The organism is Streptomyces sp. NPDC102279 (assembly GCF_044766365.1).
In the GTDB taxonomy this organism is placed as follows: domain Bacteria; phylum Actinomycetota; class Actinomycetes; order Streptomycetales; family Streptomycetaceae; genus Streptomyces.
Genome location: NZ_JBIWLU010000018.1, coordinates 111,960 through 138,613, shown reverse-complemented (window position 1 = coordinate 138,613; position 26,654 = coordinate 111,960). Strand labels below are relative to the sequence as shown.

Genomic DNA, 26,654 nt, shown 5'->3' with positions numbered 1-26,654 from the left:
GTCACCGCGTGTGCGGGATCGGGCACATGCTGTACAACCGATGGACACCACGCGGCAATCGCTCCGAAACGACGGGGCAACGGCAGTCCAGGTGTCCTCCGGCCGTGTGCCGCCGAACGGCGGCGCGGCCAGGACGCGCTGCACGACCGGTGGTGCGAACATCGGGCACGGGGCGGGCACGTACGCGACTGGGTACGCGTGTTCGTAGGCGGAAGGTGACCGGCCACCGCAAGGGGCCGAGAAGAGAGTGACGATGACCGAGGCACGGGGGTCAGCCGGCCTGAACGGCACCACGCACGCTCGGCACGCGCCCGGCGCACCCTGCTGGGTGAGCCTGATGGTGCACGAGATGGCCGCGACCCAGGAGTTCTACGGAGAGTTGTTCGGCTGGGAGTTCCAGCCGGGACCGCAGCAGCTCGGCCCCTACGCGCGGGCCATGCTCGACGGCCACGAGGTGGCCGGCATCGGCCAGTTGCCGCCCGACCGGCACCTGCCCATCGCCTGGACGCCGTACTTCGCGTCGGAGGACGCGGACCGGACGGCGGCGACGGTACGGCAGAGCGGCGGCACCGTGGGGGTGGGCCCGCTCGACGCGGCCGAGGCCGGGCGCCTCGCGATCGCCTCCGACCCGTCCGGCGCCGTCTTCGGCATCTGGCAGGTCGCCGACCACCTCGGCACGGCGATCACCGGCGTGACGGGCACCCCGGCGTGGAACGAGCTCGTGACGCGGGACAGCGAGAGCGTCGTCAAGTTCTACCAGGGGGTCTTCGGCTACGAGCTGGAGCCGACCGTCTCCGCCGACTTCGACTACGTGACGCTGCACCTCGACGGCACCCCGGTGGCGGGCATCCACGGTGTCGGGAACGCCCTGCCGCGCGACCGCGGCCCGCACTGGCTGACGTACTTCGAGGCGGCCGACGTGGACGACACCGTCCGCCGTGTCGGGGAACTCGGCGGACACCTTCTGCAGGCCGCCCACGACTCCCCGCACGGACGGGTGGCGACGGTTGCGGACCCCGAAGGGGCGATGTTCTCGCTGATCCATGCCGTCACCTGATGATCAATGCCGTCATGTGCCGTCATGTGATCCAGACGGGCGGTGTCGCGGCGATCAGACCTGGGCGATCGGGAGGACGTCCGGTGACAGTGCGCTCGCGTGAGCCGTGGCGGCCGTCATACGGCGGCGGTGGTGCCGGCGGCACAGGACCTCGTAGCCGATGTTCTCCGGCTGGTTGACGTCACCGACGACGACTTGGGCGCCCTCGACGACCATCGCGCCGCCTATGGTGCGGGCGTTGTGCGTGGCGCGGGCTCCGCACCAGCACAGGGCCTCGACCTGGAGGACCTCGACCCGGTCGGCGAGTTCGACGAGGCGCTGGGAGCCGGGGAAGAGCTTGGAGCGGAAGTCGGTGGTGATACCGAAGGCGAACACGTCGATGTCGAGGTCGTCCACCACGCGCGCCAGTTGGTCGATCTGCCCAGGGGCCAGGAACTGCGCCTCGTCCGCGATCACGTAGTCCGCCCGGCCGCCCTGGGAGAGGTGGACGACGACGTAGGCGTACAGGTCCTGGTCGTCCGCGACCTCGACGGCGTCGGTGACGAGGCCGAGGCGCGAGGAGAGCTTGCCCTCGCCCGCGCGGTCGTCGCGCGTGAAGATCATGCCCTGCAGGCCCCGCGCCGAGCGGTTGTGCTCGATCTGGAGAGCCAGCGTGGACTTCCCGCAGTCCATCGTTCCGGAGAAGAACACCAGCTCGGGCATGGGGAGTCGAGCACCTTTCGGCAGCGGGGCAGGAGGCATGTGAACGGCGACCGGGGCGGACGTCAGGAACGGACCTGGAGGAGCGGGACCAGTTGCTCGACGGGGGTCATCGAGCCGTGGTTGCCGACCATCGCCGATTCCTTGGGCTCCCGCTCGGACGCGATGATCAGGACGTCGTCCCGGGCGGCGGCGATGACGTCGCCGAGCCGGGCGTAGACCCGCTCGTCGACGTGCGGACCGAACCAGCCCGCCGCGATCGCCTCGTCCCGGGACGCGATCCAGAACTGCTCGCCGAGAACCTCGCGCCAGCAGGTCAGCACGTCCGCCTGGGCGCCCGGGACCGCGTAGACGTGACGGGCGCGGCCCTCGCCGCCCAGCAGCGCCACGCCGGCGCGCAGCTCCCAGTCCTCGTCGAAGTCGATGCGGTGCTGCTCGTCGAACGGGATGTCGATCATGCCGTGGTCGGCGGTGACATACAGCGCCGAGCGCGGCGGGAGCTGCTCCGCGAGACGCTGGACGAGTCGGTCGACGTACATCAGCTGGCCGCGCCAGGGGTCGGAGTCGATGCCGAAACGGTGGCCCTTGCCGTCGACCTCGGCGTAGTACGTGTAGACCAAGGAGCGGTCGCCCGCGGCCAGTTGCTCGGCGGCGAGGTCCACGCGCTCCTCGCCGGACAGCCGTCCGTGGAACGTGCCGCCGCTCAGCGCGACCTTCGTCAGCGGCGTGTTCTGGAAGGTGGGCGAGGAGACCTGGGCGGTGTGCACGCCCGCCGCGTCGGCCAGCTGGAAGATCGTGGGGTGGGGCTGCCACGCGCGCGGGTCGGTCCACGGATTCCAGCGGAGCTGGTTCATCAGCTCGCCGGTCGCGGGATTGCGTGCGGTGTAGCCGGGCAGGCCGTGCGCGCCCGGGGGCAGGCCGGTGCCGACGGAGGCGAGGGAGGTCGCGGTGGTGGCCGGGTAGCCCGCCGTGATCGGACGCCCAGTGCCACCGCGCGAGGAGGCGAGGAGCGAGGTCATGAAGGGGGCTTCGTCCGGGTGGGCCCGGAGCTGCTCCCAGCCGAGACCGTCGATCAGGAAGACGCAGTTCCGGTCGGCCGGGGCCAGCTCCGGTATGGCGGCGGTCATGCCGGGCACGGACATCCCCGCGGCGAGCGTGGGGAGCACGTCGGCGAGTGAACCGGTGCCGTATTCGGGGACGGGCGCGGAGTCGAGGGCGAGCGGTTCCGGGTGGTCCCAGGTGGGCAGGGCCATCAGCGGGTGATGTCCGCGGTCGCTTCGGAGAGGGACTGCGCGAAGGCGAGTGCCTGCTGCACGGTCTCCGGGCCGTCCCCCGCCTCGCTGACGCGCAGGCTCAGGTCGTCGGCCGTCGAGCTGCCCGTGTAGCCGTGGTCCGCCTCGCAGTTGGGGTCGCCGCAGGCGGCGGGCTCCAGGTCGATACGGCTGACGGCGCCCCAACCGATGGTCAGGACGACCTCACGGGGCAGCGTGCCCGGGGTGTACGACTCGGGGTTCGCGACGACTCGGCTGACGACGACGGACGAGATCCGGCCGAGCTTCACGGACTCCGTCGACGTCGTGGCGTACGGGGTCGGGGACGTGGTGTCCTCGTTCTGCTCGTCGGTGTGGCTGACGATGAAGCGGTTGCCGGTGAGGACGAGCACGGTGACGTGGCGCCGCACCTCGTTCGCGTCGAACGTCGTCTCCTGATGGACCAGGTACGACCTGATGGCCTCGCCGCCGATCGCGGCCTCCACCGCCTCGGCCACGAGGGCCGGGTAGTAGCCGCTGCGCTCGATCGCCGCTCGCAGCCCCTGGGTCGTCGTACTGGTCTTGGCCATGACGTCCATTCTACGGGGGCCCACTGACTGCGAGGCACCGCTCGCGCCGGTCGGTCATGGACGGATCACCTCGGATCCGGCAGGGGGACCTGGGTGACCGGCCCCGTACGGGTCGGTCGCCGCCCTGCTGAGTGAGCGCCCGCCGCCTGTCCTCCGGGGTCAGACGACGGGAAGGGTGCGGGGGCCCAGGTCGTCGCGGATCGGGGCGCGGGCGAGCCGTACCGTGGCGCCCAGGACGCTCACGCCGGTCGGGGCGACCACCACCGGCTCCAGGGAGACCGCCACGACCTCCGGATGGTCGTCGACCAGCCGGGACACGCGCAGCATGAGCTGTTCGAGGGCCGCCGTGTCCACCGGCGCGGAGCCGCGCCAGCCGAACAGCAGTGGTGCCGTCCGGATCGACCGGACCAGCGAGGTCGCGTCCCGGTCGGTGACCGGGACCAGCCGGTGCGCCGTGTCCCCGAGCAGCTCGGAGGCGGCTCCGGCGAGCCCGAAGGAGAGCACCGCCCCGGCCGCGGGGTCGATCACCGCGCGGACCACCGTGTCGACGCCACGCGGAGCCATCCCCTGCACGACGGGGCGCAGCACGGTGGGCGTCCCGAACATCTCGGTCAACTCCGCGTACGCGCGCCGCAGTTGTTCCTCGTCCGCCAGATCCAGCCGGACGCCCCCCAGGTCGGCCCGGTGCCGCAGGTGCGGGGCGGTGGTCTTGAGAGCCACCGGGTAGCCGATGGCGTGTGCGGCGGCCGCGGCGTCGTCCGGGGTGGGTGCGGGCAGCGCGCGGTGCACGTCGATGCCGTACCGCCCGAGCAGCGCGCAGGTGTCCTCGCCGTCGAGGGTCAGTCCCTCTCCGCGCGTGAGGAGGCCGTCGATCAGCTCGGCCGCCCCCTTCTCGTCGATGTCCTCGTACTCGGGGACCTTGCCGGGTTCTCCCGCGTCGAGCCGCCACTGGGCGTACTTGACGGCCTCCGCGAGGGCGCGGACGGCACGCTCGGCGGCGGGGTAGGCGGGGATGAGCCGGGAGTCCGGAGGGGAGTCGGCGCTCACCTCGGCGGGCGGCGCCCCGTCCGCGGGGTGGAAGCGCTGTGCCGCGCCTGAGGTGGCGCCGGCCGCCGCCCCGGCGGCCTGGGGAGCGGTGCTGGCAGCGGCGGAGAGTGCCTCGGCCAGCCCGCCCAGCTCGACGTGCACGACGAGGACGGGCTTGGCCGGGGCAGCCGCCGCGGAGGAGCGGAGCGCCTCCGCGAGCGCGGCGTCCGCGGTGGAGGTCTCCCCCACCGCAGGGATGGCCGTCACGACCACGGCGTCGCAGCCGTCGTCGGCGAGGGCTTCCGACAGGGCCCGGTGGAAGTCGGCCGCCGAGGCGGCCGTGGTCAGGTCCTTCGGCGGCAGCGGCCGGAGCCCCTCGGCGAGACAGGCGTCGTACGTCAGCAGGCCCAGCGATTCCGAATTCCCGACGATCGCCACGCGGGGCCCTCTGGGGAGCGGCTGGCGGGCGAGCAGCAGTCCGGCGTCGACGAGTTCGGTGATCGTGTCCACGCGGATCACCCCGGCCTGGCGCAGCAGGGCGGAGACGGTGGCGTGCGGGAGCCGTGTGGCGCGTACGGCGTGTCCCTGGGGGGCCGCTCCGCCGTGTCGTGCTCCCTGGACCACGACCAGGGGCTTCGCCGCGGCGGTCCGGCGCGCGAGGCGGGTGAACTTGCGCGGGTTGCCGATGGATTCGAGATACATCAGGGCGACGTCGGTGTCCGGGTCGTCGAACCAGTACTGGAGGACGTCGTTGCCGGACACGTCCGCCCGGTTGCCGGAGGAGATGAAGGTCGACACGCCGGTCACGCCGGTCACGCCGCCGCCCCGCCGGTGCAGCCGGGAGAGCAGGGCGATGCCGATGGCCCCGGACTGCGCGAAGAGTCCGATCCGACCGGGGCGCGGCATCTCCGGGGCGAGCGAGGCGTTCAGCCGCACGTCCGGGGAGGTGTTGATGACGCCGAAGGCGTTCGGCCCGATGATGCGCATCCCGTACGTGCGCGCGTGGCGGACGAGTTCGCGCTGGCGCTCGCGTCCCTCCGCGCCGCTCTCGGCGTACCCGGCGGAGACCACCACGAGACCCTGCACGCCGTGTTCACCGCACTCCGTGACGGCCTCGAGGACCTGCTCGGCGGGGACGGCGACGACCGCGAGGTCGACCGGTTCCTCGATGTCACGGATGGAGCGGTGGGCGGGGACCCCGTCGAGCTCCTTCTCCTCCAGAGCCCTGTTCACCGCGTACAGGCGTCCGGTGAAGCCGGCCCCGCGGAGGTTGTCGAGGACGCTGCGGCCGACCCCTCCGGGGGTGCGGCCCGCCCCGATGACGGCGACCGAGCCGGGTGCCAGGAGCCGCTTCACGGACCTGGCCTCGGCGCGCTGCTCCCGGGCACGCTGCACGGCGAGCGAGCGGTCGGTGGGTTCGAGGTCGAACTCCAGGTGTACGACGCCGTCCTCGAAGGAGCGCTTCTGCGTGTAGCCGGCGTCCGTGAACACCTTGATCATCTTGTTGTTCGCGGGCAGTACCTCGGCGGCGAAGCGGCGGATGCCGCGCTCGCGGGCCACGGCCGCGATGTGTTCGAGCAGGGCCGAGGCGACACCGCGGCCCTGATGGGCGTCCTGCACGAGGAACGCGACCTCCGCCTCGTCGGCGGGAGCGGACGCGGGCAGGCCCCGGGCGTCGATCCGGTCGTACCGCACCGTCGCGATGAACTCGCCGCCCACAGTCGCCGCGAGACCCACCCGGTCGACGAAGTCGTGGTGCGTGAAACGGTGGACGTCCTTGGCGGACAGCCGGGGGTAGGGCGCGAAGAAGCGGTAGTACTTCGACTCGTCCGACACCTGCTCGTAGAAGCTGACCAGGCGCTCCGCGTCGTCGACCGTGATGGGTCTGACGCGGGCGGTGCCGCCGTCGCGCAGCACCACGTCGGCCTCCCAGTGCGCGGGGTACTCGTGCCGGTCCGACGGGGTCTGCATGCGCCCCAGAGTACGGCTCGCGTACGACAAGGGCGCGAGGCAGTCTGTGGGGTACGAAGGTCCCGCCGGGGCCGCGGTGGGACGCTGCTCGCGGGCGGGGAGCAGGGCCGTCCGGGCACGCTTCACGATATGGGACACTGGTCTAGACAACCCTGAACAGCTGAAGGGCAGCATCACATGGCTGAGCGCCGCGTCAACGTCGGCTGGGCTGAGGGCCTCCACGCCCGCCCCGCTTCCATCTTCGTCCGGGCCACCACGGCTTCCGGCGTCCCCGTGACGATCGCCAAGGCCGACGGCAACCCCGTCAACGCGGCCTCCATGCTGGCGGTCCTCGGTCTGGGCGCCCAGGGCGGCGAGGAGATCGTCCTCGCGTCGGACGCCGAGGGCGCGGACGCCGCCCTCGACCGTCTGGCGAAGCTGGTCGCCGAGGGGCTCGACGAGCTCCCCGAGACCGTCTGAGCCCGCGAGGCACTCGGACATCACACGGCTGAGCCGCGTCACCCCTCGCCGGGGGCGCGGCTCAGCCGTTTCCGTACGCCGTCCCGGAATTCACGACGACACGTCCGGATCACATACGGCGCGAACGAAAAGAACGCGTGCCCGAAATTCCGGGCACGCGAATAAAACGGCAGCGGAAATAGAGCCCCGCCGAATAACCTTCTTTGTATACGGCGCCCGTGTTAATGACGCTGGCCCAACATGTTTACGGGATGTTGCGAAGTCCTCACACGGTCCTGCCGGTCACCGCCGGCGGGAAATCGCAGTCGGTGCGCCACCGTCGCGCGCTCCGCGTGCAGAGCAGTGATCGCGCGGGCCCTCTCGCCGTCCCCGCGGGCGACCGCGTCCACGATGCCGCCGTGCTCCGCCCAGGACTCCGCGGGGTTGGCCGGCGCCTCGACCACGTACATCCAGGCGATCTTGTGCCGCAGCTGGGACAGCGTCGACGTCAGCGCGGGGCTGCCCGAGGCCTGTGCGAGCGTCTCGTGGAACCAGCCGCCCAGCGAGCGCAGATCCTCGCTGTTGCCCCGCCTGGAGCGCTCCTGCCCCAGCCTGACCAGCCCTCGGAGCACCTTGAGGTGGGCCTCCGTACGGCGCTGCGCGGCGCGCGCGGCACCCAGCGGCTCCAGCAGCATGCGCATCTCCAGGAGATCCGCGCCCTCCTGCTCGCTGGGCTCGGCCACACAGGCCCCCGCGTGCCGCCGGGTGACCACGAAGCCCTCGGCCTCCAGGGTGCGCAGGGCCTCGCGCACGGGGACGCGCGAGACGCCGTAGCGCCGCGCGAGCAGTTCCTCGGTGAGCCGGCCGCCACGCTCGTAGACGCCCGCGACGATGTCGTCGCGGATCGCCGTGCATACCGAGTGCGCCGGAATACGCATGACCGGACCTCCGCTTAATCCCCGCGAAACGCCATCGATTGACGCTTGTTCAGTGACTCTATTGCAGGAAGCCTTAATTTCCGATGGGGGGCCTGAATCCATGGATATTTTTTGGACAGACGGCCTCCGGAAACGACGATGCCCCGACTCGGTGAGCCGGGGCAACGAAAACGGTGGAGAAGCCGCGAAGCGGTCGTCAGACGTTCACGCCGTGCGAACGGAGGTACGCGACGGGGTCCATGTCGGAGCCGTACTCCGCGGTGGTGCGCGCCTCGAAGTGGAGGTGCGGTCCCGTGGTGTTGCCGGTCGAGCCGGAGATCGCGATCTGCTGGCCCGGGGTGACCGTCTGGCCCACCGAGACACCGATGGACGACAGGTGCCCGTACATGGTGTACGTGCCGTCGTGCATCTTGATCACTACTTGATTCCCGTAGGCGCCGCCCCAGCCGGCCGTGACGACGGTACCGGCGCCGACGGTGTGCACCGAGGTGCCCGACGCCGCGTGGAAGTCGACACCGGTGTGGCTGCCGGACGACCAGAGGCTGCCGCCGGTCTTGTAGCCGGTGGAGACGTACGAGCCGGTGATCGGCATGACGAAGGTGTTGAGGCGCTTGCGCTCGGCGGCGCGGGCGGCGCGCTCCTTGGCCTCGCGGGCCTTCGCCGCCTGCTCGGCGGCCTTCTTGCGCGCGGCCTGTTCGGCCTTCTCCCGCGCGGCGGCCACGTCGGCGGCGTGCTGCTGGGCGTCGGCCTGCGCGTCGATCTGCTCGGCGACGGAGTCACCGATGGTGATGGCCTGGTTCAGCCCGGTCTGTTCGGCGGACGGTTCGGCGGCGAACGCGGGTGCCGCGAGGGTTCCGAGGACACCGGTGGTGGTGAGGGCCGCGACGCCGACGGCGTTCTTCGTGGTGCGCTGCACGCGGCTCGGACGACGATGCTTCCCGGTGCCACAGGTGAACGCCATGTAAGGGCTGATCCTTTCCTTCCTTCTCGCCTACCGGGTTAGCTGACGGGTTCGGAGCAGGAAGGTCTCCTACGGACCCCCTCCGGGGAGGGCGTCCGATTCACCCCAGGGACTACGTGTGGGTCCCCGGCTCCCCTGGCTCGCGCCATGCGGGGACTCGGCGATGACTGTCCGGTGCCGCGGGCGCGGCGCACTGCCTGACGAACAGCCGCACTGACGCTAAACGCGACCTCTTTCGAACAACAAACGGATCACGTTTTTTGTAGCGCATCCCACAGCACAGAAGGCAACGTCCGTACCAATACGGACATCTTGGGGGTGATGTCCGCGTAAAAGAGGGCCCCGGTGACTCTTCAGTCACCAGGGCCCATCTCGGTCACACGGCCCTACTCGGCTGTGACCACGGTGACTTCACCGATGCCGAGGGCCCTGACCGGCTCCTCGATCTGTGCGGCGTCGCCCACCAGGACGGTCACCAGACGGTCCGTCGGGAAGGCGCTGACGGCGGCCGCGGTGGCCTCCACCGTGCCGGTGGCGGCCAGTTGCTGATAGAGCGTCGACTGGTAGTCGTCCGGCAGGTACTGCTCGACCTGGTCGGCGAGCGTGCCCGCGACGGCCGCGGCGGTCTCGAACTTGAGGGGCGCCACGCCCACCAGGTTCTGCACGGCGACGTCGCGCTCCGCGTCGGTCAGTCCATCGGCCGCGAGGGTGCGGAGCACCTTCCACAGGTCATCGAGCGCCGGGCCGGTGTTCGGGGTGTCCACCGAGCCGCTGATGGCGAGCATCGCGGCACCGGTGCCGTCCGGCGCGGAACGCAGGACCTGGCCGAACGCCCGCACCCCGTACGTATAGCCCTTCTCCTCGCGCAGGACACGGTCCAGGCGCGAGGTGAGGGTGCCGCCGAGGCAGTAGGTGCCGAGCACCTGGGCCGGCCACACACGGTCGTGCCGGTCGGCGCCGACCCGCCCGATCAGCAGCTGCGTCTGGACGGCGCCGGGGCGGTCCACGATGATCACCCGGCCCGTGTCGTCGGCGTTCACCGGCGGCACCGGGCGCGGCTCGGCGGTCGAGCCGGTCCAGGAGCCGAGGGTGTCACCGAGCAGCGCGTCCACGTCCACGTCGGTGAGGTCGCCGACCACCACGGCGGTGGCCGTCGCGGGACGTACGTGCTTCTCGTAGAAGGACCGCACGGCCGCGGAGTCGATCTTCTCGACGGTCTCCTCGGTGCCCTGACGCGGGCGCGACATGCGCGCCGTCGCCGGGAACAGCTGCCGGGAGAGCTCCTTGGCCGCGCGGCGGCCCGGGTTGGCCGTCTCGTGCGGGATCTCGTCGAGCCGGTTGCGCACCAGGCGCTCGATCTCGCTGTCCGCGAAGGCCGGTGCGCGCAGGGCGTCGGCGAGCAGGCCGAGGCCCTTGGGCAGACGCGAGACGGGCACTTCGAGGGACAGCCGGACACCGGGGTGGTCGGCGTGCGCGTCGAGCGTGGCGCCGCAGCGCTCCAGTTCGGCGGCGAAGTCCTCGGCCGAGTGCTTGTCCGTGCCCTCGGAGAAGGCGCGGGCCATGATCGTGGCGAGGCCGTCCAAGCCCGCGGGCTCGGCCTCCAGCGGCGCGGCGAGGATCACCTCGACGGCGACGACCTGCTGGCCGGGGCGGTGGCAGCGCAGGACGGTCAGGCCGTTGTCCAGGGTGCCGCGCTCCGGGGCGGGGAACGCCCACGGCTTCGGCCGGCCGGCCTGGGGCTGCGGATGGAAGTCCATGGTGGCGAGCTCGGTCACTTCGCCGCCTCCTCGTCGGTGTCGTCAGCGGCGTCGGTGGCTTCGGGGGCGGTGGGCTCGTAGACGAGCACGGCACGGTTGTCGGGACGCAGGCGGGCCTTGGCGACCTCCTGGACCTCCTCGGCGGTGACCTCCAGGACGCGCTGTACGGCGGTCAGGGCGAGCTGCGGGTCGCCGAACAGGACGGCGTACCGGCACAGTTCGTCCGCCCGGCCCGCGACCGTGCCGAGGCGGTCCAGCCACTCGCGCTCCAACTGGGCCTGCGCGCGCTCCATTTCCTCGGCCGTCGGACCCTCCTCGGCGAACCGGGCGAGCTCCTCGTCGACGGCGGCCTCGATGACCGGGACCTCGACGTCACCGGACGTCTTCACGTCCAGCCACCCCAGGGAGGGCGCGCCGGCGAGCCGCAGCAGGCCGAAGCCGGCGGCGACGGCGGTGCGGTCACGGCGTACGAGCCGGTTGTAGAGCCGGGAGGACTCGCCGCCGCCGAGGACGGTGAGGGCCAGGTCGGCCGCGTCGCACGCGCGCGTGCCGTCCTCCGGGAGGCGGTAGGCGGCCATCAGGGCGCGCGCCGGGACCTCTTCCTCGACGACCTCGCGCAGCTGCTCGCCGATCGTCTCGGGCAGCGAGCCGTCACGCGGGGCGGGCTTGCCGTCGTGTCCGATCACGGAGCCGAAGTACTTCTCGACCCAGGCGAGCGTCTGCTCCGGGTCGATGTCGCCGACGACCGACAGAACCGCGTTGTTGGGCGCGTAGTACGTGCGGAAGAACGCGCGGGCGTCCTCCAGGGTCGCCGCGTCCAGGTCCGCCATCGACCCGATCGGGGTGTGGTGGTACGGGTGGCCCTCGGGGTACGCGAGCGAGGTCAGCTTCTCGAACGCTGTGCCGTACGGAACGTTGTCGTAACGCTGGCGGCGCTCGTTCTTCACGACGTCGCGCTGGTTCTCCATGGACTCGTCGTCCAGCGCGGCGAGCAGCGATCCCATGCGGTCGGCCTCCAGCCAGAGCGCGAGCTCCAGCTGGTGGGTGGGCATGGTCTCGAAGTAGTTGGTGCGCTCGAAACTCGTCGTGCCGTTGAGCGAGCCACCAGCGCCCTGGACGAGTTCGAAGTGCCCGTTTCCGTGGACCTGCTTGGAGCCCTGGAACATCAGGTGCTCGAAGAGGTGGGCGAGCCCGGTCCGGCCCTTGACCTCGTGGCGCGAGCCGACGTCGTACCAGAGGCACACCGCCGCGACCGGGGTCAGATGGTCCTCGGAGAGCACCACACGCAGGCCGTTGGCCAGGCGGTGCTCGGTCGCTGTCAGGCCGCCGGAGCCTGCCTCAGCTGTGGCCGTGTGACCCATGGGCATGTACGTCCCTTCGATCGCGGAACTGCGTCATTCCTGTCGGTCCTGCCACTGTATGCAAGCGTGTGGACGCCTGGCGAAGTTCCCGCACCTCGTACGCCGAGAGCGAGAACCGCGAGCGCCCCTCGCACGCCCCCGAGAACCTTCCGGACACGGGGGCGGGGTGGGTGCGGCAGGGGTCAGGCGGCGGCCACGACGACGTCTCGGGAACGGTCGTGACAGGGGCCTCGGGGCGCTCCGGGAGGCCGCTACGGACGGGTCGCGGTCCGCGTTGTCAGCGGGGCGGTCCACAATGGTGCGCGTCAGAACCCGTTCATGCCCCGGCAGAGACTGTGAAGGAGCCGCAGCAGCGATGGCCCGCCGCAGCACGAAGACCCCGCCGCCCGACGACTCGTACGAGGAGAAGATCCTCGACATCGACGTCGTGGACGAGATGCAGGGCTCCTTCCTCGAATACGCGTACTCGGTCATCTACTCGCGAGCCCTGCCGGACGCCCGCGACGGCCTCAAGCCGGTACACCGTCGCATCGTGTACCAGATGAACGAGATGGGCCTGCGCCCCGACCGCGGCTACGTGAAGTGTGCCCGCGTCGTCGGCGAGGTCATGGGTAAGCTCCACCCGCACGGAGACGCGTCGATCTACGACGCCTTGGTGCGACTCGCGCAGCCCTTCTCCATGCGCGTGCCCCTGGTCGACGGCCACGGCAACTTCGGCTCGCTCGGCAACGACGACCCGCCGGCCGCGATGCGTTACACCGAGGCCCGGATGGCCGACGCGACGTCGTTGATGACCGAGTCGATCGACGAGGACACGGTCGACTTCACGCCCAACTACGACGGCCAGGAGCGGGAGCCGGTGGCCCTTCCGGCCGCCTTCCCGAACCTCCTGGTCAACGGATCGTCGGGCATCGCCGTCGGTATGGCCACCAACATGCCGCCGCACAACCTCGGCGAGGTCATCGCGGCCGCCCGGCACCTCATCCGGTACCCGGGGGCCGACCTCGAGACCCTGATGAAGCACGTCCCGGGCCCCGACCTGCCCACCGGCGGCCGGATCGTCGGCCTCTCCGGGATCAGAGACGCCTACGAGACGGGCCGCGGCACCTTCAAGATCCGCGCCACGGTGTCGGTGGAGGACGTCACGGCCCGCCGCAAGGGCCTCGTCGTCACCGAACTGCCCTTCACCGTCGGCCCGGAGAAGGTGATCGCCAAGATCAAGGACCTGGTCGGCGCGAAGAAGCTCCAGGGCATCGCCGACGTGAAGGACCTCACCGACCGTGCCCACGGTCTGCGTCTGGTCATCGAGATCAAGAACGGCTTCGTGCCGGAGGCGGTCCTCGAGCAGCTCTACAAGCTGACGCCGATGGAGGAGTCCTTCGGTATCAACAACGTGGCCCTGGTGGACGGCCAGCCGCTCACGCTCGGCCTCAAGGAACTGCTGGAGGTCTACCTCGACCACCGGTTCACCGTCGTCCGCCGTCGCAGCGAGTTCCGGCGCGGCAAGAAGCGCGACCGGCTGCACCTGGTCGAGGGCCTCCTCGTCGCCCTCCTGGACATCGACGAGGTCATCCGCCTCATCCGCTCCAGCGACAACTCGGCTCAGGCCAAGGAACGCCTGATCGAGCACTTCTCCCTCTCCGAGATCCAGACGCAGTACATCCTGGACACGCCGCTGCGCCGCCTGACCCGCTTCGACCGCATCGAGCTCGAGTCGGAGCGCGACCGCCTGACGGGCGAGATCGACGAGCTGACCGGGATCCTCGATTCGGACGCGGAGCTGCGCAAGCTCGTCTCGGGCGAACTGGCCGCGGTGGCCAAGAAGTTCGGCACCGACCGGCGCACGGTGCTCCTGGAGTCCGCCGGCTCGCCGGCCCCGACCGTCTCGCTCCAGGTGGCCGACGACCCGTGCCGGGTGCTGCTGTCCTCGACGGGACTGCTGGCCCGCACGGCGAACGGCGACCCCTTCGAGCAGGACCCGGACGGCAAGCGCACCAAGCACGACGTGATCGTCTCGGTGGTGCCGGCGACGGCACGCGGCGAGATCGGCGTCGTCACGTCCCTGGGCCGTCTCCTCCGCCTGAACGTGATCGACCTCCCACGGCTGCCGGAGACGGCGGCGGCGCCCAACCTCTCCGGAGGCGCCCCGGTCTCGGAGTTCCTGTCCACCCTGGAGCCCAAGGAGACGGTGATCTGCCTGACCACGCTCGACGAGTCGTCGCCCGGCCTGGCGATCGGCACGGAGCAGGGTGTCGTCAAGCGTGTGGTGCCCGACTACCCCTCGAACAAGGAGGAGTTGGAGGTCATCACCCTCAAGGACGGGGACCGGATCGTCGGCGCGGTCGAGCTGCGCACCGGCGAGGAGGACCTGGTCTTCATCGCGGACGACGCCCAGTTGCTGCGCTACCAGGCCTCGCAGGTCCGACCGCAGGGCCGTGCCGCGGGCGGCATGGCGGGCATCAAGCTGACCGACGGCGCGAAGGTGATCTCCTTCGCGGCCGTCGACCCGGCAGTGGACGCGGTGGTGTTCACGGTGGCCGGCTCGCGCGGGACGCTGGACGACTCCGTCCAGACCACGGCCAAGCTGACCCCGTTGGACCAGTACCCCCGCAAGGGACGCGCGACGGGCGGCGTGCGCTGCCAGCGCTTCCTGAAGGGCGAGGACTGCCTGTCCCTCGCCTGGACGGGCCCGACGCCGGGACGCGCGGCGCAGAGGAACGGCACGCCCGTCGACCTGCCGGAGATCGACCCGCGCCGTGACGGCTCGGGCATCTCCCTGGGCCGGACGGTGTCGGTGGTGGCGGGCCCGGTGTAGCCCGGGTCAGCTCTCGGAGTCCGGCTCCCGCACGTAGCGGAGGACGCCCCACATGCTGTGTTCGTCGGCGTGTGGGGCGTCCTCCTTGCACGCCTCCAGCTCCTTGGTGAGAGCTGCCGTGTCGATGCCGGACCCGATGAGAACGAGCTGGGTCAGCCGCCGGTCCGCGTCGGCCCAGAGCTCGGGATAGAACCGCAGGAACCGCCCCACGGCGTGCACGGCGTACCGGTTGCGGGTGTCCTGAACACCGAAGTCCACGTACCCCTTGATCCGGTAGAGCCCCTCCGGCCTGCTGTCGAGGAAGGCCATCAGGCGCCGGGGGTCCATCGACACGTCGGAGGTGAACGCGAGGGACGTGTAGGCGGTGTGCAGATGGCCCGCGTGCGGGCCGTCCCGGTGACCGTCCCCCACCTGCCGACCGTCGTCCTCCTGGTCGTGGAGATCGTCGAAGGACAGTTGGCCGATGCGCTCCTCGCTCGGCCTGCAGTCGAAGAGGAACTCGGGGTCCACGCGGCCGTAGGTGGCCGGGACGACCGCCGCCCGGTCGGCCAGGTCCCGGACGACGCGCAGCACCCGCTCCCCGTCCTCGGCCCGGTCGGTCTTGTTCACGACGACGAGATCGGCGAGGGCGAGGTGCCGGTCGATCTCGGGATGCTTCTCGCGCGTGCCGTCGAACTCGGCGGCGTCGACGACCTCGACGAGTCCCCCGTAGACGATTCCCGGATGCTCGCTGGCCAGCACCATGCGGACGAGTTCCTGGGGTTCGGCGAGCCCGCTCGCCTCGATGACGATGACGTCGATCCGGGCGGAGGGTTGAGCGAGCCGATCAAGATATTGATCAAGTTCGCTGACGTCGACGGCACAGCACAGGCACCCGTTGCCGAGCGAGACGGTGGAGTCGCCGAGCGCTCCGGCCACTGCCATCGCGTCGATCTCGATCGCCCCGAAGTCGTTGACGACGGCTCCGATACGGCTGCCGCCACTGCGGTGCAGGAGGTGGTTGAGCAACGTGGTCTTGCCGGAGCCCAGGAAGCCCGCGAGGACGATGACCGGGATCTGCCGCGAACTCGACTGACTCAACGTGCGCCTCTCTGAGACCTGCGCGCGCACCGGCTCACGGGACCGGCGCTCACGCGGGGAACGAATACCGCCCCAGCATACGAGTGGGAGGAAGCGCCCCTGACTGAACGATTGTCCGCGGCGCTCGCGGGGCACACGTTGGGCATGGCGCCGGGAAACGCGACCCGCACGTCCCTCCGTGCGCCTCCTCTCCGCCTCCCTGCCGATCAGAGCCGCTCGGCAAGACTGGGAGACGGCAAGCGCGCCGCCCACCGCTCGCCGGTCCGCTCCCTGTCGCCCCACAACCGACGACCGGCGGACGGTCGCCTAATTCGGGGGTTGACATGGCCACACAGAGTTCCGCGATACGGAGGTTCGGCTCGGCCGCCCGGGCCGGGATCGGCGTCGCGGCCCATGCCGTGAAGGAACGCGGCTCGCGACACCGCAGGCGAGCCGTGCTCACCGAGCAGCACCGCCTCCACTTCGACCTGTTGTGCAAGGCCATGGACGATCCCGCCCTCGCCGCCGTCCTCAACACGTACGAGACCGAGATCGGACCCGAGAAGCAACGCCAGTACCTCTTCGCGAACGCGCTCTACATCAACGCCCTGTACTTCCACCGGATCGGGGCGCTGAACCGAGCGGAGCTTCATGGCCACTTCCGGATCATGTGCCAGAACCCCGTCTTCCGTGACTACTGGGCGGCTACGCAGCACCATCGCAAGAGCCTGCCCGACGCGTCCGACGAGGCCCAACTGGGCCGGATGATGGACACCCTGATCCAGGATCAGGCGGATGCCGAGGCCGATGAATGGTGGGTCATCGGGGAGCCGGACGAGGAGTAGTTCTCGCGCCTCACGCCGGTCGGCGCCCTCACACCATGCACCCGAAGCCGCATCCGGACGCGTGAAAGGCCCGGCGTCAGGTGATACCGGGCCTCTTCCTCGCCTTGAAGTCGGCGAGGTCATGCATGGAGAAGAGATTCGGAACGGGGCAGCCAGTCGGCTCAGGCGTCCGGAATGTCTTTCTTGGCGCGCAGCAACGTATCGCGTGAGATGACCACGATCCGCTCATAGTCGGCCCGTGCGGCGTCGGCAGGGAGCTCCGGGTCGAGCTCACGGGTGGCCTCGCGCCCGATGACCGCGAAGTCGCCGTCACTGAGCTCGAAGATGTCAGGGCAGGACTGGCCCGTGGCGCTGCCACGTTCGCGTGGAGTAGCCCCGACACGTCGCACGATCTTCACTTGGTAATACCAACCTTTATGACTCGGAATCGGCAAGGGGACCGCAACCGAGCGGTGGTTTCTCGGAGCGAAAAAACCTCCGAGCGGAGGTGCTCGTCGGAGGCAATAGTCTCCGAGCGCAGGGGTGTTCCGTCGGAGTGCGCAGAGGTCTGGGCGCGCCAAAGGTATCGCCTCACGTTGCCTGTGGTCCTTGAAAACGAGCAAGCAACACGGGTGAACTTCCGGGGGCGTTGTTGACCCGCGAGGACCGTCCCGTCGCGCGCGGAGACCCCAGGTCCGGGATGTCGCCACGCCGACCCTTCTCATCGGCCGAACTCCTCAGCCCAGCAGGGGCACCGCGACCGGCGGAACAGGCCCCACATAACGGGCCGCCGGGCGGATGATCTTCGAGTCCTCCGCCTGTTCCAGGATGTTCGCGCTCCAGCCGACCACGCGGGCGGCGGCGAACGTGGGTGTGAACATCTCCCGGGGGAGCCCGCAGAGTTCCATGACGACACCGGCGTAGAACTCCACGTTGGTGTGCAGTTCGCGGCCCGGCTTCAGCTCGGCGAGGATCCCCTCCACGCGGTGTTCCACTTCGACGGCGAAGTCGACGAGGGGGCCGCCGAACTCCTGGGCGATACCTCGGAGCATCCGCGAACGCGGGTCCTCCGTGCGGTAGACGGGGTGCCCGAACCCCATGATGCGGTCGCCGGCGAGGACACGCTCACGGATCCAGCCGTCGATGCGGTCGGGGGTCCCGATCGCGTCGAGTGTGTCCAGCGCACGGCTGGGAGCACCCCCGTGCAGGGGCCCGGACAGCGCTCCGACCGCACCTACGAGGCAGGCCGCGACGTCCGCGCCCGTCGACGCGATCACCCGTGCCGTGAACGTTGATGCATTGAATCCGTGATCAATGGTTGAAATGAGGTATTGCTCAACTGCACGAGCCCGGTGCGTGTCCGGCTCCGAACCCGTGAGCATGTACAGGTAGTTGGCCGCATAGCCGAGGTCTGCGCGAGGTTCGACCGGCTCCAGTCCCTGCCCGATCCGGTACAGCGCGGTGAGCAGGGTCGGGACGGTCGCCGCCGCCGCGAGGCCGTCGTTGCGACGCCGCTCCGCGTCGATGTCGTAGACCGGCCGGAACCCGAGCGAGGCCCCGAGCAGCGACAACGCGGTACGCAGTCCCGCGAGCGGTCCGGAGAGGCCAGTCGCCGCGGCAATGGCCGGCAGTGCGGTGCGCACGTCCTCCGGCAGTCCGCGCAGCCCCGCGGTCCGTTCCATGAAGGCTGCGCGCTGCGTCGCGTCGGGCAGTTCGCCGTGCGCCAACAGATGCCAGACGTCCTCGAAGCCACGGGTCTGCGCGAGTTCGACGGCCGAGTACTGACGGTAGTGGTAGAAGCCCTCCAGCCCCCTGACGTCACCCAGTTCGGTGTCGGTGACGACGACGCCCGCGAGTCCTCGCGGTACGTCGACGGAGGTGGACGCGGTGCGGTTGATCGGCATGTTTCCTCCCTGGACTTGATTCGACTGTCCATGCTTGACTCTACTGATGTCAATATTGATCTAATCAATATAACGATCCACAGATACGGTGGCGCCCATGAGGGATCGAGAAGCGGCAACGCCAGCGCACGAGGGCCGACGACTCAGCACCAAGGAGACGGCCGAGCTGCTCGGCGTGAAGCCGGAAACCGTCTACGCCTACGTGAGCCGTGGACAGCTGGGCAGCCGGCGCGAGTCGGGAGGGCGCGGAAGCACTTTCGACGCCGAGGAGGTGGAGGCACTCGCCCGACGCAACAGACGTGAGGGCAGCGGTAGTTCGGGAAGTCCGGGCGAGCTGTCCGTCCGGACGCGCCTCACTCTGATCGACAAGGACCGGTACTACTTCCGTGGCGTCGACGCGACGGAGCTGGCGGCACACCACTCCTACGAAGAGATCGCCGAATGGCTCTGGACCGGCGAGCTGCGCCCGGGTGTCACGTTCACGGCCCCGGAGGCTTCGGTGACCGCCGCTCGGCACAGCGTCGACGCGTTGCCCGAGCACAGCGGTCCCACCGACCGCCTGCGCGTCGCCGCGATCGCCGCGGCGGCGGCCGACCCGCTCCGCTTCGACCTCTCCGAGAACGCCGTACTCGGCACCGGGCGAACCCTCATCCCCACCCTCGTCGCCGCACTGCCCCCCGTCCGACGTGACCACCGCGACGAGGGTCCTCTGGCCCGTCGGCTGTGGGCGAGGCTCACCGGACGTGCGCCCGACGACCCGTCACTGCGCGTCCTGGACACGGCGCTCGGCCTGCTGGTGGACCACGACCTGGCCGCGTCGACCCTGGCGGTCCGGGTCGCGGCGTCGGCCCGCGCGCACCCCTACGCAGCCGTGTCGGCGGGACTGGGCGTCCTCGAAGGTCCGCTGCACGGAGCGGCCAGCGGCCTCGCGCACCGATTGCTCCTCGACGTGCTGGACCAGGGAACCGCGGCCCCCGTGATCGCGGACGAGCTGCGCGCCGGGCGCCGCGTCCCCGGACTCGGCCACCGGCTCTACACCGGCGAGGATCCCCGCGCGCGTGCCTTGTTCGCCCTCCTGGAGGACGTACCCGGTGCGGCGCCAGCCGTGGCGGCGGCGCACGACGTCGTGGCGACCACCGCCCGGCACGCACCCCTGCACGCCAATGTCGACCTCGCGCTGGCCGCCTTCACCGTCTCGTCCGGCATGCCGGCCTCCGCCGGAGAGACGATCTTCGCCGTCGCCCGGACGGCGGGCTGGATCGCGCACACCCTGGAGGAGTACGCGGAGCGCCCGCTGAGGATGCGCCCGAGCGGCCACTACGTAGGCGAACGTCCGCCGCAGCCGCTCCCCAGCGGCCTCTAGGACTCCGCCCTTCGCCCTCCGCCCTCCGCCCTCCGCCCTCCGCCCAAGAGGAGAGCACCGAGCGGGCGCTGCCCCGGCGCCCGCTCCCTCTCACGCCCGAACGGCTATGCACCGCCCCGAGATCGCCGCACGTGCACGCGACGAGAAGTCGCCCTGGACGAAGTCAGGTTAGGCTCACCTCTGTGAGTACGTGCACAAGCGCGTCGCGGCATCTCGACGAGCCCATGGCTGGGACCGCGGCCACCGCGAGGACATGGCTGCTGATCGAGCAGCCCGGGCCCTGGGGCGCCAAGGCGCTCACATCGAGCCACCTGGACCCCACGCTCGGCCGCGCCCTCGAGGCGGCCGCGCAGGGCACAGGCGTGCGGATCGCGCTGATCCGCCACCCCGGGCGCCACGCGGACTGCGGCACGCCCGCCGAACGGCACATCTATGCGGCCCACACCGCGCCGGGAAACGTATGGCTGCACGGCGCCATGGCCGGCGACCCTGAACTGCTGCTCGGCCTCGACTTCGCCGCGCTCGGGCAGGGCGACCCGCAGTCCTTCGACGAGGTCCTCCACGCGCGACCCCACACGGAGGAACCGCTCGCGCTCGTCTGCACCAACGGAAAGCGCGACCGCTGCTGTGCCCTGCTCGGCCGGCCCCTCGCGGCGGAACTGGCCGCTTCCGGGGTGAACGGCGCTTGGGAGGTCACTCATCTGGGCGGTCATCGGTTCTCCCCCACCGTGCTCGTACTGCCGAACGGATACGCGTACGGCCGTGCTGAAGCCCACGCCGTCAAGGAGATCCTCCAGGGCGTCCGGGAGGGCCGGGTCGTCACCGAGGGCTGCCGCGGGAACTCCGCGTGGGAGCGGCCCGGCCAAGCGGCCGAACTGGCCGTACGGACCGCGGCGGGCGAGCACGCCGCCGGCGCTCTGACCGTCGTCCGCACCGACGGAACCGCTCCGCGGTGGGAGGTCACCGTGGCCCACGCCGACGGTCGGCTGTGGAGGGTCATCGTCGCTCAGGGAAGCTCGCTGCCGCCTCGCCCGGAGAGCTGCGGCTCGGCACTGGGTTCCCCGGCCCGGATGGACGTCGTGGCAGTGCGGCAGCTGGAGGAGACGGTCGTCGCCGTGGCCTGCTGATCACCGGCATCTCACCGGCATCCACGCCCGTCGATCATTGATCAGCCGACGAGCATCAGCGCCCGGTCACTCGTTGATCAATACCGTCTCTCGTTGATCTCCGAGCGGGCACCGGTTCGGCATTGATCAAGAGATCCATGCCACAACCCCTTCGGCGCGCCGCACCTGCCCCCGTACGGTCCTATGCATGAGCCCTACTCCCCCCGCACGACGACTGCGACTCGGTATGCCGCGGCGGGTGTTCTCGCAGGTCCTGCTGATGCAGATCGCGATCGCGGCGGGAGTGGCCGTTCTCGCCACCGGGCTGTTCCTGGCGCCGCTCAGCGCGCAGCTCGACGACCAGGCCATGCAGCGCGCCCTCGCGATCGCGCAGACCACAGCGGTGCAGCCGCAGATCGCCGAGGACCTCAGGAACACGAGTCCTTCCACGACCGGGCCGGTGCAGGCCGAGGCGGAGCGGATACGGAAGGCAAGCGGCGCCGAGTACGTCGTCGTGATGGACACGCGGGGCATCCGGTGGTCGCACACCGACCCGACTGAGATCGGCGAGGAGGTCTCGACGAACCCGCACAAGGCCCTGGAGGGCCGCGACGTCATGGAGATCGACACCGGAACCCTGGGCCGCTCCGCGCGCGGCAAGGTCCCGTTGCGCGACGCCGACGACCAGATCATCGGCGCGGTTTCGGTGGGTATCCGGTACGACAGCGTGCGGGCACGGTTGATCGACGCGATCCCGGGGCTGTTCGCGTACGCGGGTGGAGCCTTGGCCGTCGGTGCGCTGGCCGCGTATCTGATCTCCCGCAGGGTCCAGCGACAGACCCGTGACCTGGCGTTCTCCGACATCTCGGCCCTGCTGGCGGAGCGCGAGGCGATGCTGCACGGTATCCGGGAGGGCGTGGTCGCGCTGGACCGAGGCGGTCGCGTGCGCCTCCTGAACGACGAGGCGCAGCGTCTGCTGGGGGTCGGTGCCGAGGCCATCGGGCAGCCGCTGGACGACGCGCTCGGGGCCGGCCGTACGACCGACGTACTCGCCGGGCGGGTGACCGGCACCGATCTGCTCACCGTCCGCGGCCAGCGCGTGCTGGTCGCCAACCGGATGCCCACCGACGACGGTGGTGCGGTCGCCACGTTGCGCGACCGCACCGAGCTGGAGCAGTTGGGGCGCGAACTGGACTCCACCCACGGCCTCATCGATGCCCTACGGGCACAGGATCACGAGCACGCCAACCGCATGCACACGCTCCTGGGGCTGCTCGAACTGGAGATGTACGACGACGCCGTGGAGTTCGTCGGAGAGGTGGTCGGCGACCACAGGGTCACCGCGGAACAGGTCACCGAGAAGATCCACGATCCGCTGCTCGCCGCCCTTCTGGTGGGCAAGGCGACGGTGGCTGCCGAGCGCGGTGTGGCGTTGTGGATCTCGGACAGGACGATGCTGCCGGACCGGCTGGTCGATCCGCGCGGGCTCGTCACCGTGGTGGGGAACCTCGTCGACAACGCGCTGGACGCCGTCGCGGGCACGCCCCACGCGCGCGTGGAGGTCGAGTTGCGGTCGGTGGAACGCACCGCAGTGCTGCGGGTCCAGGACACCGGACCAGGCATCCCCGCGGAGCGGCGGGAGTTGATCTTCACCGATGGTTGGAGCACGAAGAAGCCCCCGGCCCACGGCAAGCGCGGAATCGGTCTCTCCCTGGTGCGCCGGCTCGCCGAGCGGCAGGGCGGCAGCGCGGAGGTGTCCGACGCGGAAGGCGGGGGTGCCGAGTTCACCGTCGTTCTGCCCGAGGCGCTCACGGAGGCGCCGGCGGGGACGCTCGGGGACGTGGCGGCGAACGGGGACGTGGCCGCGAACGTCGATCCCGCGCGCGCGGCAGTCGCGAGCACGGAAGAGGTGCCGGAAACCGGGTACGCCGAGGAGGAGTCGCGATGATCGAGGTCCTGGTCGTCGACGACGACACACGGGTCGCCCGGGTCAACGCCGCCTACGTGGCGAAGGTGCCGGGTTTCCACGTCGCCGGAGAGGCGCACACCGCCGCTGAGGCACTGGGGCTGGTGGAGGAGCTGCCCCACCTGGACCTGGTCCTCATGGACCACTACCTGCCCGACGAGACCGGACTCGCGGTCGTCCAGGAGATGCGCCGGCGCGGCCATCAGACCGACGTGATCATGGTGACCGCGGCCCGTGACATCTCCACCGTCCGGGCGGCCATGCGCCAGGGGGCGCTCCAGTACCTGGTCAAGCCCTTCGCCTTCGCCGGACTGCGCACCAAGCTGGAGGCGTACGCGGAGCTGAGACGCACTCTGGACGGTGGAGGCGAGGCCGAGCAGGCCCAGGTGGACCGGATCTTCGGAACCCTCTCGGCAAGCGCCGAGCCGGATCTCCCCAAGGGGCACTCTCCCCCGACGGCCGGGCTGGTGCGGCGCGCCCTGATCGACGCCGAGGGCCCACTGTCGGCGCAGGAGGTCGCCGAGGAGACCGGACTGAGCCGGCAGACCGCTCAGCGCTATCTGAAGCTGCTGGAGCGCACGGGGAGGGCCACGCTGACCCTCAAGTACGGCGACGCGGGCCGCCCGGAGCATCGCTATGTCTGGGCGACCCGCGTCTGAGAAAACTGAGTGACCGGGCGGCCTGCGCCCGCGGGATCAGTTGGCGGCCTTGTCCACGAACTCCGTCGTGTACGTCTTGCTCAGGTCCACATCGGTGTTCTGGATGTTGGGGTTGAACGCCTTGAGGACCTTCTCGACGGTCTCCGGACCGTTCTTGGGCATCACACCGTCCTTGGTGAACATCGGGAGCGTGCTCTGGATGGCCTCGGCGTACAGCTTCTTGTCGCCCTGGGAGTAGTCCGCGGGCATCTTGGCGGCGATGTCGGACGCACTGTGCGTGGACATCCACTGAAGCGTCTTCACGAAGGCGTTGGCCAGCTTCTGGACCGTCTCCTTGTGGCCATTCGCCCAGTCCGTCTGCATGTAGAGGCTGGACGAGGGGTAGGGCCCGCCGAGCGCCGCCTGCGAGCCCTCGGGCGTCCGCATGTCGACGAGCACCTTGCCGAGCTTCTTCGCCATGACGGTCGCGACGGTGGGATCGGTCGTCATGCCGCCGTCGATCGCACCCTGCTGTAGAGCCGAGACGAACGTGGGTCCGGCGCCGACGGCGACCGGCGTGAACTCGCTCACCTTCACGCCGTTCTTCACCGCGAGGTACTTGGTGAGGAAGTCGGTCGAGGACCCGAGCCCCGTGACTCCGAGCTTCGTGCCCTTGAAGTCCTTGGGCGAAGTGATGTCACCCGCCCGCTTGCTGGAGACGATCTCCACCTCACCGGGAGCGTGCGAGAACTGCACGACGGACTCGACCGCCTTGCCCTTGGTCTGCAGGTCGAGCGTGTGGTCGTAGAAGCCGACGGCCGCCTGCACCTGTCCGGACACGAGGGCCGTCTCGGCCTGGACACCGGCCGGCTCACTGAGGAGCTGGACGTCGAGACCCTCGTCCTGGAAGTAGCCGAGCCGCTGCGTGAGCATCGCGGGCATGTAGATGACCTTGTCGAGGCCGCCGACCATGATCTTGACGTGCTCCCCCTTGCCGCCTCCACCGCCGCTGCCGGAGTCGGCCGTCGAACTGGCCGCGTCATTGGCGCAGGCGGTGAGCGAGGTGAGAGCGAGCAGTCCGGCGGCTGCCAACGCGGAGTACCGGGCGGTGATGCGCATGCGGTTCACGTCCTTGTGAAAGTTCAGGAGCAGTACGGGTGCAGGTCACGGGCCGTGCGGGCCCGCGGCAGGTCAGCGGCGGGTCAGCGGTCGGAATCCGACGGCTTCCAGCGGAAGATGCGGCGCTCGGCGAAGGTCAGCAGTCCCTCGGCGAGGAGGGCGACGACGGCGAGGATGAGCATCGCGGCGTACACGCCGGCCGCGTTGAAGGTCCCCTGCGACTGGGCGACGAGCAGGCCTATGCCCTTGGTCGCGCCGATGTACTCGCCGACGATCGCGCCGATGAGGGCGAAGCCGAAACTGACATGGAGGCTGGTGAAGATCCACGACGTCGCGGACGGGATGACGACCTGGAGTGTCACGCGCCGGTCGCTCGCGCCGAGGATCCGGGCGTTGGCGACCAGGTTGCGGTCGACCTCCCGGGCGCCTTGGAAGGCGTTGAAGAACACCGGGAAGAAGACCAGCACCACGGCCGAGGCGATCTTGGAAGCCGGCCCGAGGCCGAACCAGATGACGAAGATGGGGGCGAGGACGATCCTCGGTATGGAGTTGAGCACCTTGATGTATGGACCAAGTACGTCTGCGAGCAAGGTGATCCGCCCCAGCGCGATGCCGAACACCACACCCGCGACGACACCGATGATCCAGCCGAGCAGCGCTTCGTACAGCGTGTACCAGATCTGCTCGCCGAGGGAACCGAGCGCGGTCCCGTGGGTCATCCAGGTGTAGGTCTGGTCCCAGATCTTCGAGGGCATCGAGAAGTTGAACGGGTCGATGACCTTGGCCCGCGAGAGCACTTCCCAGAGGCCGAGGACGGCGATCAGGAGCACGACGCGGGCGGCGTTCACCATGATCTTGCGCTTGCGCGCGGCACGGACGCGGGACTGCTCGCGGCCCGGCACCTTCACCGTGTCGACGACCGGAGTGCTGAGAAGTTCAGGCGACATCGGCGGCACCCCTCTCACGGGTGATGCGGACCTCTTCGCCGAGAGATTCCCAGATCTCGCGGTAGATCTCGATGAACCGTGGTTCGAGGCGCACCGATTCGACCTTGCGAGGTCGTGGCAGGTCGATGTCGAAGACCTGCTTCACGGTGGCGGGGCCCGCGGTCATCACGACGACCTTGTCGGCGAGCGCGATGGACTCCTCCAGGTCGTGGGTGACGAAGACGACCGAGGCGCCGGTGCCCTCCCACAGTTCGAGAAGTTCGTCGGACATCAGCGCCCGGGTCTGCACGTCGAGCGCCGAGAACGGCTCGTCCATGAGGAGGATCTCGGGATCGTTGACGAAAGTCGCCGCGAGAGCGACGCGCTTACGCTGACCGCCGGACAGCTGGTGCGGGTAGCGGTCCTCGAAGGCCGTCAGACCGACCCGGGACAGCCACTCGCGGGCCCGCTCCTTGGCCTCGGCCTTGGGCACGCCCCGGAAGCGGGGCCCCGCCATCACGTTGGACAGGACCGTGCGCCAGGGGAAGGTGGCGTCCTGCTGGAAGACGAAACCGACCTTGTTCCCGACGCCGGCGACGGGCTCCCCGGTGACCAGGACCTCGCCCTCGGTGGGCTCCTCCAGACCGCTCACCAGGGTCAGCGTGGTGGACTTTCCACAGCCGGTGGGGCCGACGACGGCGACGAACTCGCCGCGTCCGACGGTCAGGTCGAGTTCCCGCACAGCGGTGTGCAGACCCCCCGACGGGGTCTTGAAGATCTTGCTCGCGCCCCGCAGCTCGATGGCGGGGCTGGTGTCTGCGCTCATGGGCCGGGACCGTAGATGTGGCGCGGGCCACAGCATCAGTCTTCTGGGCGCAAGGCCGAC

General features: G+C 70.3%; 22 protein-coding genes and 1 riboswitch. Of the genes, 8 read left to right on the top strand and 14 right to left on the bottom strand.

Going from position 1 to position 26,654, the window contains the following annotated elements; genetic code table 11:
* The first annotated feature begins 253 nt into the window (after nt 1–253).
* Nucleotides 254–1,057, top strand: coding sequence for a VOC family protein (locus tag ACIRQH_RS36775; protein ID WP_356164781.1), 804 nt, complete (start codon nt 254–256; stop codon nt 1,055–1,057).
* Nucleotides 1,058–1,111: 54 nt separating this feature from the next.
* Here the strand turns inward: ACIRQH_RS36775 and ACIRQH_RS36770 are convergent, their stop codons facing one another.
* From ACIRQH_RS36770 to ACIRQH_RS36755, 4 genes are all read right to left on the bottom strand, one after another.
* Nucleotides 1,112–1,759 (bottom strand): thymidine kinase, encoded by a 648-nt coding sequence (locus ACIRQH_RS36770; RefSeq protein ID WP_358819488.1) that lies wholly within the window; start codon nt 1,757–1,759, stop codon nt 1,112–1,114.
* 62 nt (nt 1,760–1,821) lie between these two features.
* Nucleotides 1,822–3,009: a nucleotide pyrophosphatase/phosphodiesterase family protein gene (locus ACIRQH_RS36765; RefSeq protein ID WP_358819489.1), complete on the bottom strand. Its 1,188-nt coding sequence runs from the start codon at nt 3,007–3,009 to the stop codon at nt 1,822–1,824.
* A complete protein-coding gene (locus ACIRQH_RS36760; RefSeq protein ID WP_358819490.1) occupies nt 3,009–3,596 on the bottom strand; it encodes a DUF5998 family protein in 588 nt (195 codons plus the stop codon). Before ACIRQH_RS36760 ends, ACIRQH_RS36765 begins: the two co-directional genes overlap by 1 nt.
* Nucleotides 3,597–3,755: 159 nt before the next feature.
* Nucleotides 3,756–6,593, bottom strand: coding sequence for a GNAT family N-acetyltransferase (locus ACIRQH_RS36755; RefSeq protein ID WP_404229409.1), 2,838 nt, complete (start codon nt 6,591–6,593; stop codon nt 3,756–3,758).
* Between the two features lie 177 nt (nt 6,594–6,770).
* Between ACIRQH_RS36755 and ACIRQH_RS36750 the strand changes: the two genes are divergently transcribed.
* Nucleotides 6,771–7,052: an HPr family phosphocarrier protein gene (locus ACIRQH_RS36750; RefSeq protein WP_081219834.1), complete on the top strand. Its 282-nt coding sequence runs from the start codon at nt 6,771–6,773 to the stop codon at nt 7,050–7,052.
* A gap of 221 nt (nt 7,053–7,273) precedes the next feature.
* Here ACIRQH_RS36750 and ACIRQH_RS36745 read toward each other — a convergent pair whose 3' ends face one another.
* The 4 genes from ACIRQH_RS36745 to ACIRQH_RS36730 all read right to left on the bottom strand — a co-directional run bounded on the left by ACIRQH_RS36745 (nt 7,274) and on the right by ACIRQH_RS36730 (nt 12,048).
* Nucleotides 7,274–7,969, bottom strand: coding sequence for a GntR family transcriptional regulator (locus tag ACIRQH_RS36745; protein WP_358819492.1), 696 nt, complete (start codon nt 7,967–7,969; stop codon nt 7,274–7,276).
* A gap of 196 nt (nt 7,970–8,165) precedes the next feature.
* Nucleotides 8,166–8,930, bottom strand: a complete 765-nt coding sequence (locus ACIRQH_RS36740; RefSeq protein WP_404229406.1) for a M23 family metallopeptidase — start codon at nt 8,928–8,930, stop codon at nt 8,166–8,168.
* A gap of 12 nt (nt 8,931–8,942) precedes the next feature.
* A riboswitch (cyclic di-AMP (ydaO/yuaA leader) is annotated at nt 8,943–9,103 on the bottom strand.
* A gap of 213 nt (nt 9,104–9,316) precedes the next feature.
* Nucleotides 9,317–10,705 carry a M16 family metallopeptidase gene (locus ACIRQH_RS36735; protein ID WP_388867592.1) on the bottom strand — a complete coding sequence of 463 codons (1,389 nt, stop codon included), beginning with the start codon at nt 10,703–10,705 and terminating at the stop codon, nt 9,317–9,319.
* The gene (locus ACIRQH_RS36730; protein WP_358819522.1) at nt 10,702–12,048 is read right to left on the bottom strand and encodes a pitrilysin family protein; all 1,347 of its coding nucleotides are present in this window, start codon (nt 12,046–12,048) and stop codon (nt 10,702–10,704) included. Before ACIRQH_RS36730 ends, ACIRQH_RS36735 begins: the two co-directional genes overlap by 4 nt.
* A gap of 355 nt (nt 12,049–12,403) precedes the next feature.
* On the opposite strand from ACIRQH_RS36730, the gene ACIRQH_RS36725 reads away from it, so the two are divergent.
* Nucleotides 12,404–14,863: a DNA topoisomerase (ATP-hydrolyzing) subunit A gene (locus ACIRQH_RS36725; RefSeq protein ID WP_404229404.1), complete on the top strand. Its 2,460-nt coding sequence runs from the start codon at nt 12,404–12,406 to the stop codon at nt 14,861–14,863.
* Nucleotides 14,864–14,869: 6 nt separating this feature from the next.
* Here ACIRQH_RS36725 and ACIRQH_RS36720 read toward each other — a convergent pair whose 3' ends face one another.
* Nucleotides 14,870–15,943, bottom strand: a complete 1,074-nt coding sequence (locus ACIRQH_RS36720) for a CobW family GTP-binding protein (RefSeq protein WP_404229401.1) — start codon at nt 15,941–15,943, stop codon at nt 14,870–14,872.
* A 323-nt stretch (nt 15,944–16,266) separates the two neighbouring features.
* On the opposite strand from ACIRQH_RS36720, the gene ACIRQH_RS36715 reads away from it, so the two are divergent.
* Complete coding sequence (locus ACIRQH_RS36715) at nt 16,267–16,767, top strand: DUF6082 family protein (protein WP_388867600.1); 501 nt, start codon at nt 16,267–16,269, stop codon at nt 16,765–16,767.
* A 161-nt stretch (nt 16,768–16,928) separates the two neighbouring features.
* On the opposite strand, the gene ACIRQH_RS36710 is transcribed toward ACIRQH_RS36715, so the two are convergent.
* Nucleotides 16,929–17,165, bottom strand: coding sequence for a hypothetical protein (locus tag ACIRQH_RS36710; RefSeq protein ID WP_388867603.1), 237 nt, complete (start codon nt 17,163–17,165; stop codon nt 16,929–16,931).
* Between the two features lie 318 nt (nt 17,166–17,483).
* Nucleotides 17,484–18,650 carry a citrate synthase gene (locus ACIRQH_RS36705; protein ID WP_388867606.1) on the bottom strand — a complete coding sequence of 389 codons (1,167 nt, stop codon included), beginning with the start codon at nt 18,648–18,650 and terminating at the stop codon, nt 17,484–17,486.
* Between the two features lie 97 nt (nt 18,651–18,747).
* On the opposite strand from ACIRQH_RS36705, the gene ACIRQH_RS36700 reads away from it, so the two are divergent.
* The 4 genes from ACIRQH_RS36700 (at nt 18,748) to ACIRQH_RS36685 (ending at nt 23,744) form a co-directional block, all read left to right on the top strand.
* Nucleotides 18,748–20,013, top strand: coding sequence for a citrate synthase (locus tag ACIRQH_RS36700; protein ID WP_388867608.1), 1,266 nt, complete (start codon nt 18,748–18,750; stop codon nt 20,011–20,013).
* A gap of 182 nt (nt 20,014–20,195) precedes the next feature.
* The gene (locus ACIRQH_RS36695) at nt 20,196–21,140 is read left to right on the top strand and encodes a sucrase ferredoxin (RefSeq protein ID WP_358819501.1); all 945 of its coding nucleotides are present in this window, start codon (nt 20,196–20,198) and stop codon (nt 21,138–21,140) included.
* Between the two features lie 187 nt (nt 21,141–21,327).
* A complete protein-coding gene (locus tag ACIRQH_RS36690; RefSeq protein ID WP_404229396.1) occupies nt 21,328–23,067 on the top strand; it encodes an ATP-binding protein in 1,740 nt (579 codons plus the stop codon).
* On the top strand, nt 23,064–23,744 hold the full coding sequence (locus tag ACIRQH_RS36685) for a response regulator (protein WP_404229393.1): 681 nt from the start codon (nt 23,064–23,066) through the stop codon (nt 23,742–23,744). Before ACIRQH_RS36690 ends, ACIRQH_RS36685 begins: the two co-directional genes overlap by 4 nt.
* A 36-nt stretch (nt 23,745–23,780) precedes the next feature.
* Here the strand turns inward: ACIRQH_RS36685 and ACIRQH_RS36680 are convergent, their stop codons facing one another.
* From ACIRQH_RS36680 to ACIRQH_RS36670, 3 genes are all read right to left on the bottom strand, one after another.
* Nucleotides 23,781–24,842, bottom strand: a complete 1,062-nt coding sequence (locus ACIRQH_RS36680; protein ID WP_388933341.1) for an ABC transporter substrate-binding protein — start codon at nt 24,840–24,842, stop codon at nt 23,781–23,783.
* Nucleotides 24,843–24,925: 83 nt separating this feature from the next.
* On the bottom strand, nt 24,926–25,789 hold the full coding sequence (locus ACIRQH_RS36675) for an ABC transporter permease (protein WP_388867622.1): 864 nt from the start codon (nt 25,787–25,789) through the stop codon (nt 24,926–24,928).
* Nucleotides 25,779–26,594, bottom strand: coding sequence for an ABC transporter ATP-binding protein (locus ACIRQH_RS36670; RefSeq protein ID WP_355871373.1), 816 nt, complete (start codon nt 26,592–26,594; stop codon nt 25,779–25,781). Before ACIRQH_RS36670 ends, ACIRQH_RS36675 begins: the two co-directional genes overlap by 11 nt.
* Nucleotides 26,595–26,654 lie beyond the last annotated feature (60 nt).

Coding starts and splice junctions, on each gene's coding strand:
- ACIRQH_RS36775 (WP_356164781.1), top strand. CDS start 254: ATGACCGAGGCACGGGGGTCAGCCGGCCTGAACGGCACCACGCACGCT.
- ACIRQH_RS36770 (WP_358819488.1), bottom strand. CDS start 1,759: ATGCCCGAGCTGGTGTTCTTCTCCGGAACGATGGACTGCGGGAAGTCC.
- ACIRQH_RS36765 (WP_358819489.1), bottom strand. CDS start 3,009: ATGGCCCTGCCCACCTGGGACCACCCGGAACCGCTCGCCCTCGACTCC.
- ACIRQH_RS36760 (WP_358819490.1), bottom strand. CDS start 3,596: ATGGCCAAGACCAGTACGACGACCCAGGGGCTGCGAGCGGCGATCGAG.
- ACIRQH_RS36755 (WP_404229409.1), bottom strand. CDS start 6,593: ATGCAGACCCCGTCGGACCGGCACGAGTACCCCGCGCACTGGGAGGCC.
- ACIRQH_RS36750 (WP_081219834.1), top strand. CDS start 6,771: ATGGCTGAGCGCCGCGTCAACGTCGGCTGGGCTGAGGGCCTCCACGCC.
- ACIRQH_RS36745 (WP_358819492.1), bottom strand. CDS start 7,969: ATGCGTATTCCGGCGCACTCGGTATGCACGGCGATCCGCGACGACATC.
- ACIRQH_RS36740 (WP_404229406.1), bottom strand. CDS start 8,930: ATGGCGTTCACCTGTGGCACCGGGAAGCATCGTCGTCCGAGCCGCGTG.
- ACIRQH_RS36730 (WP_358819522.1), bottom strand. CDS start 12,048: ATGGGTCACACGGCCACAGCTGAGGCAGGCTCCGGCGGCCTGACAGCG.
- ACIRQH_RS36725 (WP_404229404.1), top strand. CDS start 12,404: ATGGCCCGCCGCAGCACGAAGACCCCGCCGCCCGACGACTCGTACGAG.
- ACIRQH_RS36715 (WP_388867600.1), top strand. CDS start 16,267: ATGGCCACACAGAGTTCCGCGATACGGAGGTTCGGCTCGGCCGCCCGG.
- ACIRQH_RS36705 (WP_388867606.1), bottom strand. CDS start 18,650: ATGCCGATCAACCGCACCGCGTCCACCTCCGTCGACGTACCGCGAGGA.
- ACIRQH_RS36700 (WP_388867608.1), top strand. CDS start 18,748: ATGAGGGATCGAGAAGCGGCAACGCCAGCGCACGAGGGCCGACGACTC.
- ACIRQH_RS36690 (WP_404229396.1), top strand. CDS start 21,328: ATGAGCCCTACTCCCCCCGCACGACGACTGCGACTCGGTATGCCGCGG.
- ACIRQH_RS36685 (WP_404229393.1), top strand. CDS start 23,064: ATGATCGAGGTCCTGGTCGTCGACGACGACACACGGGTCGCCCGGGTC.
- ACIRQH_RS36680 (WP_388933341.1), bottom strand. CDS start 24,842: ATGCGCATCACCGCCCGGTACTCCGCGTTGGCAGCCGCCGGACTGCTC.
- ACIRQH_RS36675 (WP_388867622.1), bottom strand. CDS start 25,789: ATGTCGCCTGAACTTCTCAGCACTCCGGTCGTCGACACGGTGAAGGTG.
- ACIRQH_RS36670 (WP_355871373.1), bottom strand. CDS start 26,594: ATGAGCGCAGACACCAGCCCCGCCATCGAGCTGCGGGGCGCGAGCAAG.